Origin of the sequence: Yersinia sp. 2466 StPb PI, assembly GCF_041538325.1 — a bacterium.
Taxonomy (GTDB): Bacteria; Pseudomonadota; Gammaproteobacteria; order Enterobacterales; family Enterobacteriaceae; genus Yersinia; species Yersinia enterocolitica_E.
This window is the reverse complement of record NZ_JAULSL010000001.1, coordinates 4,434,118-4,448,720: the sequence shown is the minus strand read 5'-3', so window position 1 is coordinate 4,448,720 and position 14,603 is coordinate 4,434,118. Positions and strand designations below refer to the sequence as shown.

Genomic DNA, 14,603 nt, shown 5'->3' with positions numbered 1-14,603 from the left:
TGAGAACTTATAATGATACGTAATCCGATTCATCTACGTCTCGAGAAGCTGGAAAGTTGGCAACACCTGACTTTCATGGCTTGCTTATGCGAGCGGATGTATCCCAACTATCAGCAATTTTGTCTGGAAACTGAATTTGGCGACCCGGCTGTTTACCGGCGCATTCTGGACCTGATCTGGGAAACTTTGGTCGTAAAAGACGCAAAAGTTAACTTTGATAGCCAGTTAGAGAAGCTGGAAGAGGCAATTCCTTCAGCCGATGACTATGCTATCTACGGTGTTTATCCTGCCATCGATGCCTGTATTGCATTGGGCGAGGCCATCCATTCGCGTTTGAGTGGTGAAACACTGGAACATGCTGTCGCTATCAGCGAAGCATCAATTCGTACCGTTGCAATGTTGGAAATGACGTTGGCCGGTAAAGAAATGACCGATGAAGAACTGAAAATTTTGCCTGCGATTGAAGAAGAATGGGATATCCAATGGGAGATTTTCCGTCTGTTAGCTGACTGTGAAGAGCGCGACTTAGATCTGATAAAAGGGCTACGATCTGACCTGCGGGAAGCGGCTGTTAGCAACATTGGCATAAATTTAACGCAATAAGGCAAGAAAACGTGATTTAACGCCTGATTTGTCACGTCTTAAGGCTTCACATCTGCCCCCTGTCTGTTCTACATTTGGGGGGCGAAAAAAAGTGGCTATCGGTGCGTGTATGCAGGAGAGTGCTGTCCATCGGCATATCCGTCGCACTCGATGCTTTGCAAACGATAAACACACTGTAAGGATAACTTATGAATAAGACTCAACTGATTGACGTAATCGCGGACAAAGCGGACCTTTCTAAAGCACAAGCTAAAGCTGCTTTGGAATCCACACTGGCTGCAATTACCGAATCTCTGAAAGACGGTGATCCAGTACAATTGGTTGGTTTTGGTACTTTCAAGGTAAACCATCGTAATGAGCGCACTGGCCGCAACCCACAGACTGGTAAAGAAATCAAAATTGCTGCAGCTAATGTGCCAGCGTTTGTTTCTGGTAAAGCACTGAAAGATTCTGTTAAATCTTAATAGTGTGTCAGTGAAAATAATAAGCAGGGGGGTGGCAAAGCCCCTTTTGTTTATGCAGCGGGTGCTGATGACCCTCGGTTTAGCCTTTGGTCTCAGCGCCTGTAGCAGTCAGTCAGGTTCCCCTCAATTTAGTGCCAGCGGATATATCGCCGATAGCGGTGTCGTTCGTTTATGGCGTCAGGATAATGCGCAGCAGCAGCCACAAGTGCTGATGAGCGTCTACAGCCCCTATTCCGGGGACAACACTCGCGTAACCTTCTACGAATATCAAAATGGCATTTTGCGGGAAATTCGGCGCAACGATTTGGGTCATAACCCGCAGAGCGTCGAGCTGCGTTTTGATGAACAAGGACAGGTGAGTTTTATGCAGCGCCAGTTGGCCGAACGGCGTGAGCAGCTCTCTGCGGATAATATCGCGGTCTATCAGTTGGAAGCGAAACGAATTCTCGAACAGAGCAGTGCACTGCGCGCCGGAAATGTCAGGTTAATTCAGGGACAGTGGCGAGATGGTGTGGTTACCACCTGTGATAAGAAGACGTTGCGATTGAAAGTTGACGATAACTCACAGGCATGGCTGAGCAAACGGGGAGAGGGCAGTGCGCAACCTCTGGGCGTCGCGTGGTTGGATTCGTCGGAGGGTCAGCAATTGCTGTTGGTTGCCAATCAGGACTTCTGCCGCTGGGAGCCGACAGCCGGTAGTTTGTAAGACCTGATAAGAAGCAGGGCACAGCAAGCTGCGCCCGTAGAATACAAGGGTAGATTTATTTACCGCGAGCAATCGCCCGATAACCAATGTCTTTACGGTAGAAAGCCCCTTCCCACTGAATATTTTCAGCTAACCGATACGCGTTTTGCTGTGCCTGGGCGACGGTGGCACCCAGCGCAGTTACACACAATACGCGACCGCCGCTAGTGACGACTTCATTATTGCCATTCAGTTTGGTTCCGGCGTGGAACACTTTACCGTCAGCTACCTCCTGCTGTGGTAATCCATGAATGACATCACCGTGGCGATAATCTGCCGGATAACCGCCAGCGGCCAACACCACACCCAGCGATGGACGCTCATCCCAGTCAGAGGTCTTCTCATTCAATTTGCCTTGCGCACCGGCTAAGCACAATTCAACCAAGTCTGAACGCATGCGTAGCATGATGGGTTGAGTTTCCGGGTCACCAAAGCGACAGTTGAACTCAATCACTTTTGGTTGCCCGTCAGCGGAAATCATCAGACCGGCATAGAGGAAGCCGGTATAGACATTACCTTCTGCCGCCATACCGCGCACTGTCGGCCAGATAACACTTTCCATCACTCGCTGATGAACTTCATCAGTGACTACCGGTGCCGGGGAATATGCCCCCATACCACCGGTATTCGGGCCGGTATCACCATCGCCAACCCGCTTATGGTCCTGGCTGGTGGCCATTGGTAATACATTTTCACCATCAACCATCACGATAAAGCTGGCTTCTTCGCCGTCGAGAAACTCTTCCACCACGATACGGTGGCCTGCATCACCAAAGGCATTGCCTGCCAGCATGTCATGAACGGCGGTTTCTGCTTCTTCCAACGTCATCGCAACAATCACGCCTTTACCGGCGGCCAGCCCATCTGCCTTAATCACGATCGGTGCACCGATTTCACGAACATAGGCTAAAGCAGGCTCCACCTCGGTGAAGTTCTGGTAAAACGCAGTTGGGATATTGTGGCGCGCCAGGAAGTCTTTCGTGAAAGCTTTAGATCCTTCCAACTGAGCCGCGGCTTGCGTTGGTCCAAAAATGGTCAAACCGGCTGCGCGGAAAGCATCAACCACACCAATAACTAACGGTGCTTCCGGGCCGACAATGGTCAGGCCAATATCATGGTTCTGGGCAAAGGCCAACAGACCCGCAATATCCGTTGCCGCGATATCGACATTTTCTAAACCAGATTCTAGCGCTGTGCCGGCATTGCCCGGTGCGACATAAATTTTGCCCGCTAAAGGCGACTGTGCTGCTTTCCAGCCCAGCGCATGTTCACGCCCGCCATTACCAATAATCAAAATATTCATCAGATGACTCCGTTAAGCGGGTTAATTAATGGCGGAAATGGCGCATGTCGGTAAAGATCATAGCGATGCCATGCTCATCAGCCGCAGCAATGACTTCATCGTCACGGATTGAACCGCCCGGTTGGATAACACAACTGATCCCGACAGATGCAGCAGCATCGATACCGTCACGGAACGGGAAGAAAGCATCGGAGGCCATGGCAGAACCGGCCACTTCTAATCCTTCATCCGCTGCTTTGATACCAGCGATTTTGGCAGAATAGACACGGCTCATTTGGCCTGCGCCTATACCGATAGTCATATTGTCGCGCGCATAGACAATGGCATTGGATTTTACGAACTTGGCTACTTTCCAGCAGAACAGTGCATCACGCAGTTCTTGCTCCGTCGGCTGGCGCTTGGACACCACACGCAGATCGGCTGCAGTCACCATACCTAAATCGCGGTCTTGGACCAGCAAACCACCATTGACGCGTTTGAAGTCCAGACCGGTAGCACGCTCCTGCCACTGGCCACAGGTCAGAACACGGACATTTTGTTTGGCGGCGAGCAATGCCAGTGCTTCAGTGCTGACCGCGGGTGCAATAATGACTTCAACAAACTGGCGGCTGATAATGGCGCTGGCGGTTTCGGCATCCAATTCACGGTTAAAGGCAATAATGCCGCCGAAAGCAGAGGTTGGGTCAGTTTTATAGGCTTTTTCATAAGCGGCGAGCAGAGAATCAGCAATCGCCACGCCGCATGGGTTGGCATGTTTGACGATCACACAGGCAGGCTCACTGAACTCTTTCACACATTCTAACGCCGCATCGGTATCTGCGATGTTGTTATAGGAGAGCGCTTTACCCTGTAATTGCTGTGCGGTAGCCACAGATGCCTCTTTAACCTCTTCTTCTATATAGAAAGCCGCTTGCTGGTGGCTGTTTTCACCGTAGCGCATATCTTGTTTCTTTATATAGTTAAGATTCAGTGTGCGTGGGAAGCTGCCTGATGGTTGCTCTGTGTCACCATGATAAGCTGGCACCAGCGCGCCGAAGTAGTTGGCGATCATGCTGTCGTAGGCGGCGGTATGTTCAAACGCCTTGATAGCCAGATCAAAGCGGGTTGGATACGTCAACGAACCCTCATTATTATCTAGCTCAGTAATAATGGCGGGGTAGTCACTACTCTTGACCACGATAGCGACATCTTTATGGTTCTTGGCGGCGGAGCGCACCATGGTAGGGCCACCGATATCGATATTCTCAACTGCATCTTCCAGTGAGCAATCCGGGCGAGCAACTGTCTGAGCGAACGGATATAGATTCACGACAACAATATCAATTGGCTGAATATCATGTTGAGCCATGATGCCATCATCCTGACCACGACGGCCCAAAATGCCGCCATGCACTTTTGGATGCAACGTTTTAACGCGTCCGTCCATCATTTCCGGGAAACCGGTATAGTCAGAAACCTCAGTGACGGGCAGACCCGCATCGGCCAGCAGGCGGGCAGTTCCACCGGTGGAAAGTAACTCGATGCCACGCTGAGAAAGTGCGGCGGCGAATTCGATGATACCGGCTTTGTCAGACACACTGAGTAGAGCACGGCGGATTGGGCGGCGTTGTTGCATGGTTTTATCCCTTGGCTTTGGAGTCGCAGTTATTCTTCGCAATCATTCAATAGAGCGTTATCTGAATCCTACCTTCTTATATAGATAACTATATAGAGAGGAACAAACTCAGATAACGTCCCAAATAGGGAGCAATGCCACTCTTTGCTGCTTTCAGCAGGGCGATTCATCCTCTACCACAATAAAATACGCTTTATCCTGAGTGGTATTCCCCAGTTTTATAAAAAATCACATCATGTCATCGATATTTTGCCGACAAGGTCACTCTTTTTCGCCGCGGGGAATTGTAGCGAAAACGATTGCGTGATGCTCGTCAATTTTGAGTGCAGATTCAATCTGTGGATAAGTTTGTGCACAACTGGGTATAAAGCGGGGTTTTGCTGTGGAATGCAGCAAACAGTCATTTTTATTGAAATTAGCGGTTGCGGGCGGCGCGGAACTCCCTATAATGCGCATCCATCGAGACGGCACACAACGAATCAAGTAGTTAAGTGACCGGCAAAGAGAACAGAGAAATTCAACGAAATTAGTAGTTGACTCTGAATGAGGAAAGCGTAATATGCGCACCTCGCGTTACCAACCACCGGTTGCTAACGCACTGCTCTTTAACAATTTATCAGACAATCTGTGTGGGCACTCGCAAGACGATATCGAAGCCTGTTTCGGCAGGCAGAAGAAATATCAAAGTCTTGAAGAGTGACCAAAGCAGTACACATTTGAACTTCGGTTCGAATGCTTATTTGCAGAAAGTAATCTTTGAGCATCGCTGCTTTTATTAGCAGCAAATCAAACAAATCTTAAATTGAAGAGTTTGATCATGGCTCAGATTGAACGCTGGCGGCAGGCCTAACACATGCAAGTCGAGCGGCAGCGGGAAGTAGTTTACTACTTTGCCGGCGAGCGGCGGACGGGTGAGTAATGTCTGGGAAACTGCCTGATGGAGGGGGATAACTACTGGAAACGGTAGCTAATACCGCATGACCTCGCAAGAGCAAAGTGGGGGACCTTCGGGCCTCACGCCATCGGATGTGCCCAGATGGGATTAGCTAGTAGGTGGGGTAATGGCTCACCTAGGCGACGATCCCTAGCTGGTCTGAGAGGATGACCAGCCACACTGGAACTGAGACACGGTCCAGACTCCTACGGGAGGCAGCAGTGGGGAATATTGCACAATGGGCGCAAGCCTGATGCAGCCATGCCGCGTGTGTGAAGAAGGCCTTCGGGTTGTAAAGCACTTTCAGCGAGGAGGAAGGCAATCGTGTTAATAGCACGGTTGATTGACGTTACTCGCAGAAGAAGCACCGGCTAACTCCGTGCCAGCAGCCGCGGTAATACGGAGGGTGCAAGCGTTAATCGGAATTACTGGGCGTAAAGCGCACGCAGGCGGTTTGTTAAGTCAGATGTGAAATCCCCGCGCTTAACGTGGGAACTGCATTTGAAACTGGCAAGCTAGAGTCTTGTAGAGGGGGGTAGAATTCCAGGTGTAGCGGTGAAATGCGTAGAGATCTGGAGGAATACCGGTGGCGAAGGCGGCCCCCTGGACAAAGACTGACGCTCAGGTGCGAAAGCGTGGGGAGCAAACAGGATTAGATACCCTGGTAGTCCACGCTGTAAACGATGTCGACTTGGAGGTTGTGCCCTTGAGGCGTGGCTTCCGGAGCTAACGCGTTAAGTCGACCGCCTGGGGAGTACGGCCGCAAGGTTAAAACTCAAATGAATTGACGGGGGCCCGCACAAGCGGTGGAGCATGTGGTTTAATTCGATGCAACGCGAAGAACCTTACCTACTCTTGACATCCACAGAACTTAGCAGAGATGCTTCGGTGCCTTCGGGAACTGTGAGACAGGTGCTGCATGGCTGTCGTCAGCTCGTGTTGTGAAATGTTGGGTTAAGTCCCGCAACGAGCGCAACCCTTATCCTTTGTTGCCAGCACGTAATGGTGGGAACTCAAGGGAGACTGCCGGTGATAAACCGGAGGAAGGTGGGGATGACGTCAAGTCATCATGGCCCTTACGAGTAGGGCTACACACGTGCTACAATGGCAGATACAAAGTGAAGCGAACTCGCGAGAGCAAGCGGACCACATAAAGTCTGTCGTAGTCCGGATTGGAGTCTGCAACTCGACTCCATGAAGTCGGAATCGCTAGTAATCGTAGATCAGAATGCTACGGTGAATACGTTCCCGGGCCTTGTACACACCGCCCGTCACACCATGGGAGTGGGTTGCAAAAGAAGTAGGTAGCTTAACCTTCGGGAGGGCGCTTACCACTTTGTGATTCATGACTGGGGTGAAGTCGTAACAAGGTAACCGTAGGGGAACCTGCGGTTGGATCACCTCCTTACCTAACGATACGCATTGCGCAGTGTCCACACAGATTGTCTGATAGAAAGTAACGAGCAAATAAGGCCGGACTGAGAGATTAGTCGGGCTTTAGTACCTTGTTGGGTCTGTAGCTCAGGTGGTTAGAGCGCACCCCTGATAAGGGTGAGGTCGGTGGTTCAAGTCCACTCAGACCCACCAACTCATCCTCATAGTGCGTTACAGACACACTCGTTTATACCCATAAACGTCGCGTGACTGCACCTTGTCTGAGAATGAGTTATGCCGATAAGGTATTTTGCTTTTTATATGGGGCTATAGCTCAGCTGGGAGAGCGCCTGCCTTGCACGCAGGAGGTCAGCGGTTCGATCCCGCTTAGCTCCACCATATAAAAAAACTATTTCAAAACGTACTGCGGCCGTAAGGCACAGTGTGTTGTGAAATATTGCTCTTTAACAATCTGGAACAAGCTGAAAATTGAAACAATACAGCTGAAACTTATCTCTCCGTAGAATTACTGAGGTAAGGATTAACCTGTATTAGAGTCTCTCAAATAATCGCAATGCCAATGTGTATTCTGATGAAGAGAGTCGCGTGAGCTAAGTGAAGGCAAGGCGTACGGCACGGAGGAAGCGGAGTGAACTTCATGTTCATGAGCATTCCGAGTACCGCACAACGCTGTATTCACGACGCGCAACCGACTTGAACAGAAGAAACACCTTTGGGTTGTGAGGTTAAGCGACTAAGCGTACACGGTGGATGCCTAGGCAGTCAGAGGCGATGAAGGGCGTGCTAATCTGCGAAAAGCGTCGGTAAGCTGATATGAAGCGTTACAACCGACGATACCCGAATGGGGAAACCCAGTGCAATTCGTTGCACTATTGCATGGTGAATACATAGCCATGCAAGGCGAACCGGGGGAACTGAAACATCTAAGTACCCCGAGGAAAAGAAATCAACCGAGATTCCCCCAGTAGCGGCGAGCGAACGGGGAAGAGCCCAGAGTCTGAATCAGTTTGTGTGTTAGTGGAAGCGTCTGGAAAGTCGCACGGTACAGGGTGATAGTCCCGTACACCAAAACACACTTGCTGTGAACTCGATGAGTAGGGCGGGACACGTGACATCCTGTCTGAATATGGGGGGACCATCCTCCAAGGCTAAATACTCCTGACTGACCGATAGTGAACCAGTACCGTGAGGGAAAGGCGAAAAGAACCCCGGCGAGGGGAGTGAAATAGAACCTGAAACCGTGTACGTACAAGCAGTGGGAGCCTACTTTGTTGGGTGACTGCGTACCTTTTGTATAATGGGTCAGCGACTTATATTTTGTAGCAAGGTTAACCGAATAGGGGAGCCGTAGGGAAACCGAGTCTTAACTGGGCGTCTAGTTGCAAGGTATAGACCCGAAACCCGGTGATCTAGCCATGGGCAGGTTGAAGGTTGGGTAACACTAACTGGAGGACCGAACCGACTAATGTTGAAAAATTAGCGGATGACTTGTGGCTGGGGGTGAAAGGCCAATCAAACCGGGAGATAGCTGGTTCTCCCCGAAAGCTATTTAGGTAGCGCCTCGTGAACTCATCTTCGGGGGTAGAGCACTGTTTCGGCTAGGGGGTCATCCCGACTTACCAAACCGATGCAAACTCCGAATACCGAAGAATGTTATCACGGGAGACACACGGCGGGTGCTAACGTCCGTCGTGAAGAGGGAAACAACCCAGACCGCCAGCTAAGGTCCCAAAGTCATGGTTAAGTGGGAAACGATGTGGGAAGGCATAGACAGCCAGGATGTTGGCTTAGAAGCAGCCATCATTTAAAGAAAGCGTAATAGCTCACTGGTCGAGTCGGCCTGCGCGGAAGATGTAACGGGGCTAAACCATGCACCGAAGCTGCGGCAGCGACACTTAGGTGTTGTTGGGTAGGGGAGCGTTCTGTAAGCCGTTGAAGGTGACCTGTGAGGGTTGCTGGAGGTATCAGAAGTGCGAATGCTGACATAAGTAACGATAATGCGGGTGAAAAACCCGCACGCCGGAAGACCAAGGGTTCCTGTCCAACGTTAATCGGGGCAGGGTGAGTCGACCCCTAAGGCGAGGCTGAAAAGCGTAGTCGATGGGAAACAGGTTAATATTCCTGTACTTGGTGTTACTGCGAAGGGGGGACGGAGAAGGCTAGGCTAGCCGGGCGACGGTTGTCCCGGTTTAAGCATGTAGGCGGAGCGACTTGGTAAATCCGGTTGCTTATCAACGCTGAGGTGTGATGACGAGCCACTACGGTGGTGAAGTAGTTGATGCCAAGCTTCCAGGAAAAGCCTCTAAGCATCAGGTAACATTAAATCGTACCCCAAACCGACACAGGTGGTCAGGTAGAGAATACTCAGGCGCTTGAGAGAACTCGGGTGAAGGAACTAGGCAAAATGGTGCCGTAACTTCGGGAGAAGGCACGCTGGCATTAGGTAATGGGACTTGCTCCCGGCGCCGAAGCCAGTCGCAGATACCAGCTGGCTGCAACTGTTTAATAAAAACACAGCACTGTGCAAACACGAAAGTGGACGTATACGGTGTGACGCCTGCCCGGTGCTGGAAGGTTAATTGATGGGGTCAGCCGCAAGGCGAAGCTCTTGATCGAAGCCCCAGTAAACGGCGGCCGTAACTATAACGGTCCTAAGGTAGCGAAATTCCTTGTCGGGTAAGTTCCGACCTGCACGAATGGCGTAATGATGGCCAGGCTGTCTCCACCCGAGACTCAGTGAAATTGAACTCGCTGTGAAGATGCAGTGTACCCGCGGCAAGACGGAAAGACCCCGTGAACCTTTACTATAGCTTGACACTGAACATTGAGCCTTGATGTGTAGGATAGGTGGGAGGCATCGAAGTGTGGACGCCAGTCTGCATGGAGCCAACCTTGAAATACCACCCTTTAATGTTTGATGTTCTAACTCGGCCCCGTGATCCGGGGTGAGGACAGTGTCTGGTGGGTAGTTTGACTGGGGCGGTCTCCTCCCAAAGAGTAACGGAGGAGCACGAAGGTTAGCTAATCACGGTCGGACATCGTGAGGTTAGTGCAAAGGCATAAGCTAGCTTGACTGCGAGAGTGACGGCTCGAGCAGGTACGAAAGTAGGTCTTAGTGATCCGGTGGTTCTGAATGGAAGGGCCATCGCTCAACGGATAAAAGGTACTCCGGGGATAACAGGCTGATACCGCCCAAGAGTTCATATCGACGGCGGTGTTTGGCACCTCGATGTCGGCTCATCACATCCTGGGGCTGAAGTAGGTCCCAAGGGTATGGCTGTTCGCCATTTAAAGTGGTACGCGAGCTGGGTTTAGAACGTCGTGAGACAGTTCGGTCCCTATCTGCCGTGGGCGTTGGAAGATTGAGAGGGGCTGCTCCTAGTACGAGAGGACCGGAGTGGACGAATCACTGGTGTTCGGGTTGTCATGCCAATGGCATTGCCCGGTAGCTAAATTCGGAAGAGATAACCGCTGAAAGCATCTAAGCGGGAAACTTGCCTCGAGATGAGTCTTCCCTGGGGCTTTAAGCCCCCTGAAGGAACGTTAAAGACTATGACGTTGATAGGCTGGGTGTGTAAGTGCAGCGATGCATTGAGCTAACCAGTACTAATGATCCGTGAGGCTTAACCTTACAACACCAAAGGTGTTTTAGATTTGAGAGATAGAAATTTTCAGCGAAGTTCCGAGATTGGGCTGGCTGGCTGTGTGCAGGATTGCATAGCGGGTTAGTTTAGACAGAATTTGCCTGGCGGCCATAGCGCGGTGGTCCCACCTGATCCCATGCCGAACTCAGAAGTGAAACGCCGTAGCGCCGATGGTAGTGTGGGGTCTCCCCATGCGAGAGTAGGACACTGCCAGGCATCAAATTTAGTTGTGCTGATATGGCTCAGTTGGTAGAGCGCACCCTTGGTAAGGGTGAGGTCCCCAGTTCGACTCTGGGTATCAGCACCAGTTACATGGGCTAAAGTTCGGTAGTAGTAGAAAAGAATTTACCTGGCGGCAATAGCGCGGTGGTCCCACCTGACCCCATGCCGAACTCAGAAGTGAAACGCCGTAGCGCCGATGGTAGTGTGGGGTCTCCCCATGCGAGAGTAGGACACTGCCAGGTATCAAATCAAGTAAAGACCCCATGCCAAAAGCGTGGGGTTTTTGCTTTTGTGCTATCCGAAAATAGATGTTAGTGACGAGTTTGTTGTATGCTGAAAATGTAGCTAAATCACAGATAGCCCTCAAAAATAGAGTCATAGAAAATGATAACCCTCTGCATTTGTAGAGGGTTTTTGCATTTTGGCAGTATCGAAAATATATGCCGACTGTTCACTGCACTAAGTGCTATTGAGATGGTGGTAATGAAACATTTTCAGGTTGTGGCAGATCACTCGACTTTTTACTGAAAACCCGCTATCTTCAGGCATCTAGAAGTCTAAACGTATAAACGGATATATTGAGGATATAGGCATGCCAATTAGGGTTCCTGATGAATTACCCGCAGTGAGTTTCTTACGCAATGAGAATGTCTTTGTGATGACCTCATCGCGCGCGAAAACTCAGGAAATTCGTCCCCTGAAGGTGTTGGTTCTGAATCTAATGCCTAAAAAAATTGAGACGGAGAATCAATTCCTACGTTTACTCTCTAACTCACCCTTACAGATTGATATCCAATTGCTGCGCATTGATAGCCGTGAGTCAAAAAATACGCCAGCAGAGCATCTGAATAACTTCTACTGTGACTTTGAAGATATCCAGGATCAGAATTTTGATGGGTTGATCGTGACTGGCGCACCTCTCGGTTTAGTTGATTTTTGTGACGTCGCATACTGGCCACAGATCGAGCGTATTATTGCTTGGGCAAAGGACCACGTGACCTCAACCTTGTTCGTATGCTGGGCGGTACAGGCGGCCTTAAATATCCTGTATGGCATTCCTAAGATGACTCGCGAGGCCAAACTCTCTGGTATTTACCAGCACCAAACTCGAGAGCCACTGGCACTGCTCACCCGAGGGTTTGATGAAACATTCCTGGCACCTCATTCTCGCTATGCCGATTTCCCACTTGAGGTGCTTAAGCAATATACAGATTTGGATATCCTGGTCTCATCAGAAGAGGCTGGAGCTTATTTGTTTGCCAGTAAAGATAAGCGAGTGGCTTTTGTTACCGGTCATCCTGAATACGACGTCGACACGCTAGCGGGTGAATATCAGCGTGATGTGGCCGCCGGTCTTAACCCACAAGTTCCACTCAATTACTTCCCTGATGACGATGCTTCTTTACCACCAAAAGCATCGTGGCGTAGCCACGGTCATCTGCTGTTTGCGAACTGGCTGAACTACTACGTGTACCAAATCACCCCATTTGATTTGCGCCATATGAATCCTACGCTCGACTGACTTTTTATCACCTCAAATGTTAATAAAGGCGGCTGAATCGATGCCGCCTGTCTATTATTCCCCAGTAAAAAAGCTTATTCCCCTTCGATAAACTGGTCTGATCTCTTTGCTAAACAATGAGTTATCTTCGAAAAACGCTAGTAATGGAAGCCTATTCCTATCTGTCTATAACACATACCTATGTTAACAATATGATAAATAAAGATTAAAAAAATATTTTAAATAAAAATGGAAATCGTTTTTGATTTTAATGATTAATTGATTATTCTTAGTCCTGTCGGGGTGAAAAATAACCATGAAATCCAGCCTTAAATTTCCAGCCGGAAGGCATTACCCGATAAGAATCCAAGAGTGACGCTACGTTAGCGTTGATGTGAATGAAGTGAGATTGGTAAGGGGAAGGGTAATGACACAACAGTTAGTTGGCACGGAGTTAGTTTTCACACCGCATTTTAATGCTGCTGAGCGGCAAGTTTTGCCAGATGAGGCCATCGAATTTTTGACCGAATTGGTGGTGAAGTTTGCTGAGCCGAGGAACAAACTCCTTGCTGCACGGGCATCGTGGCAACAGACCATTGATCAGGGTGCTTTACCTGATTTTATTTCGGAAACCAATTCCATTCGTGATGGTGACTGGAAGATTCAAGGTATTCCTACAGACTTACGTGACCGCAGAGTGGAAATCACCGGGCCGGTTGAGCGCAAGATGGTGATTAATGCCCTCAATGCCAATGTGAAAGTCTTTATGGCCGATTTTGAAGATTCATTAGCACCGAGCTGGGATAAGGTTATCGAGGGTCAAATTAACCTGCGTGATGCGGTAAAAGGCACAATTTCTTATGCAAATGAATCTGGCAAAATTTATCAGTTAAAACCTAATCCTGCCGTATTGATTGCCAGGGTTCGCGGCCTGCACTTGCCAGAGAAACATGTTAAATGGCAAGGGGAAGCAATCCCCGGAGGCTTATTCGATTTCGCATTGTATTTCTACCATAACTATAAGCAATTACTGGCCAAAGGTAGCGGCCCTTATTTTTATTTACCAAAAATGCAATCCTATCAGGAAGCCGCCTGGTGGAGTGATGTTTTCAACTTTACTGAGCAACGTTTCGATTTACCACAAGGCACCATCAAAGCCACGGTATTAATTGAAACATTACCCGCAGTATTCCAGATGGACGAGATCCTCTACCACCTGCGCCATCATATTGTTGCTCTCAATTGTGGCCGTTGGGACTATATCTTTAGTTATATCAAAACGCTGAAGAATCACAGTGATCGTGTATTACCGGATCGCCAGTCAGTGACGATGACGAAACCTTTCCTCAGTGCCTACTCTCGCCTGCTGATCAAGACATGTCATAAGCGTGGTGCGTTGGCGATGGGCGGCATGGCGGCCTTTATCCCGAATAAAGATGCAGAAAAGAATGCTCTGGTACTGGATAAAGTTCGTGCTGACAAAGAGTTGGAAGCCAGCAATGGCCATGACGGTACTTGGGTTGCGCACCCAGGGCTGGCAGATACCGTGATGGAGGTCTTCAATCGGGTATTAGGTTCACGGCCAAATCAGTTAGAGGTCACGCGTGATCAGGATAAACCGATCACGGCTGCTGAGTTATTGGAGCCTTGCACTGGCGATCGTACTGAAGAAGGGATGCGAGCCAATATTCGGGTGGCAGTGCAATATATTGAGGCATGGATCTCTGGCAATGGGTGCGTACCAATTTATGGCCTGATGGAAGATGCCGCAACAGCAGAGATTTCGCGTACTTCTATTTGGCAATGGATCCATCACCAGAAAAGCTTGAGTAATGGCCAGACGGTGACCAAAGAACTGTTCCGCAGCATGTTGAGTGAAGAAATGCAGGTAGTGAAGCTTGAGCTTGGCGCAGAGCGCTTTGATGGCGGGCGGTTTGAAGAAGCCGCGCGTCTGATGGAGCGAATTACAACACAAGACGAGCTTATCGACTTCCTGACGCTACCAGGCTATGCATTACTGGCCTAAAACACTCTTCGTCCTTGAAGCCGCAGCGGTGTTAGCTACGTTCGTTCACCCGAATCACTGACTTGTGTCAGCTCATCGGGATTCGTTCGCTTGCTGCCTACCTGCAACTCCAATGACTTTGGGTATCACACCCTATTTAACCCTACAAAAT

The 14,603-nt window shown here is 49.7% G+C and carries 8 protein-coding genes, 3 tRNA genes and 4 rRNA genes; 13 read left to right on the top strand and 2 right to left on the bottom strand.

Annotated features, from left to right (window positions below):
- The first annotated feature begins 12 nt into the window (after positions 1-12).
- From Q2T72_RS20075 to Q2T72_RS20065, 3 genes are all read left to right on the top strand, one after another.
- Positions 13-603 (top strand): YjaG family protein, encoded by a 591-nt coding sequence (locus Q2T72_RS20075; RefSeq protein WP_005192306.1) that lies wholly within the window; start codon positions 13-15, stop codon positions 601-603.
- Between the two features lie 188 nt (positions 604-791).
- On the top strand, positions 792-1,067 hold the full coding sequence (gene hupA / locus Q2T72_RS20070; RefSeq protein ID WP_004876782.1) for a nucleoid-associated protein HU-alpha: 276 nt from the start codon (positions 792-794) through the stop codon (positions 1,065-1,067).
- 52 nt (positions 1,068-1,119) lie between these two features.
- Complete coding sequence (locus Q2T72_RS20065; RefSeq protein ID WP_102970519.1) at positions 1,120-1,773, top strand: DUF1481 domain-containing protein; 654 nt, start codon at positions 1,120-1,122, stop codon at positions 1,771-1,773.
- Between the two features lie 55 nt (positions 1,774-1,828).
- On the opposite strand, the gene purD is transcribed toward Q2T72_RS20065, so the two are convergent.
- On the bottom strand, positions 1,829-3,115 hold the full coding sequence (gene purD, locus Q2T72_RS20060) for a phosphoribosylamine--glycine ligase (RefSeq protein WP_083162073.1): 1,287 nt from the start codon (positions 3,113-3,115) through the stop codon (positions 1,829-1,831).
- 25 nt (positions 3,116-3,140) lie between these two features.
- Positions 3,141-4,730, bottom strand: coding sequence for a bifunctional phosphoribosylaminoimidazolecarboxamide formyltransferase/IMP cyclohydrolase (gene purH, locus Q2T72_RS20055; protein WP_372569729.1), 1,590 nt, complete (start codon positions 4,728-4,730; stop codon positions 3,141-3,143).
- Between the two features lie 559 nt (positions 4,731-5,289).
- Between purH and Q2T72_RS20050 the strand changes: the two genes are divergently transcribed.
- The 10 genes from Q2T72_RS20050 (at position 5,290) to aceB (ending at position 14,452) form a co-directional block, all read left to right on the top strand.
- On the top strand, positions 5,290-5,430 hold the full coding sequence (locus Q2T72_RS20050; protein ID WP_162484277.1) for a hypothetical protein: 141 nt from the start codon (positions 5,290-5,292) through the stop codon (positions 5,428-5,430).
- Between the two features lie 99 nt (positions 5,431-5,529).
- Positions 5,530-7,072 (top strand): 16S ribosomal RNA (locus Q2T72_RS20045).
- Between the two features lie 102 nt (positions 7,073-7,174).
- Positions 7,175-7,251: transfer RNA gene (locus Q2T72_RS20040), tRNA-Ile, on the top strand.
- Between the two features lie 110 nt (positions 7,252-7,361).
- Positions 7,362-7,437, top strand: a tRNA-Ala gene (locus tag Q2T72_RS20035).
- A 345-nt stretch (positions 7,438-7,782) separates the two neighbouring features.
- A 23S ribosomal RNA gene (locus Q2T72_RS20030) occupies positions 7,783-10,690 on the top strand.
- A gap of 113 nt (positions 10,691-10,803) precedes the next feature.
- Positions 10,804-10,919, top strand: a 5S ribosomal RNA gene (gene rrf, locus Q2T72_RS20025).
- A 15-nt stretch (positions 10,920-10,934) separates the two neighbouring features.
- Positions 10,935-11,010, top strand: a tRNA-Thr gene (locus tag Q2T72_RS20020).
- Positions 11,011-11,051: 41 nt separating this feature from the next.
- Positions 11,052-11,167: ribosomal RNA gene (rrf, locus tag Q2T72_RS20015) — 5S ribosomal RNA — on the top strand.
- Together the 16S, 23S and 5S rRNA genes with 3 tRNA genes alongside form the textbook arrangement of a ribosomal RNA operon.
- Positions 11,168-11,517: 350 nt before the next feature.
- A complete protein-coding gene (metA, locus tag Q2T72_RS20010; RefSeq protein ID WP_083162079.1) occupies positions 11,518-12,447 on the top strand; it encodes a homoserine O-succinyltransferase in 930 nt (309 codons plus the stop codon).
- Between the two features lie 406 nt (positions 12,448-12,853).
- A complete protein-coding gene (aceB, locus tag Q2T72_RS20005; RefSeq protein ID WP_372569728.1) occupies positions 12,854-14,452 on the top strand; it encodes a malate synthase A in 1,599 nt (532 codons plus the stop codon).
- Positions 14,453-14,603: the final 151 nt, after the last annotated feature.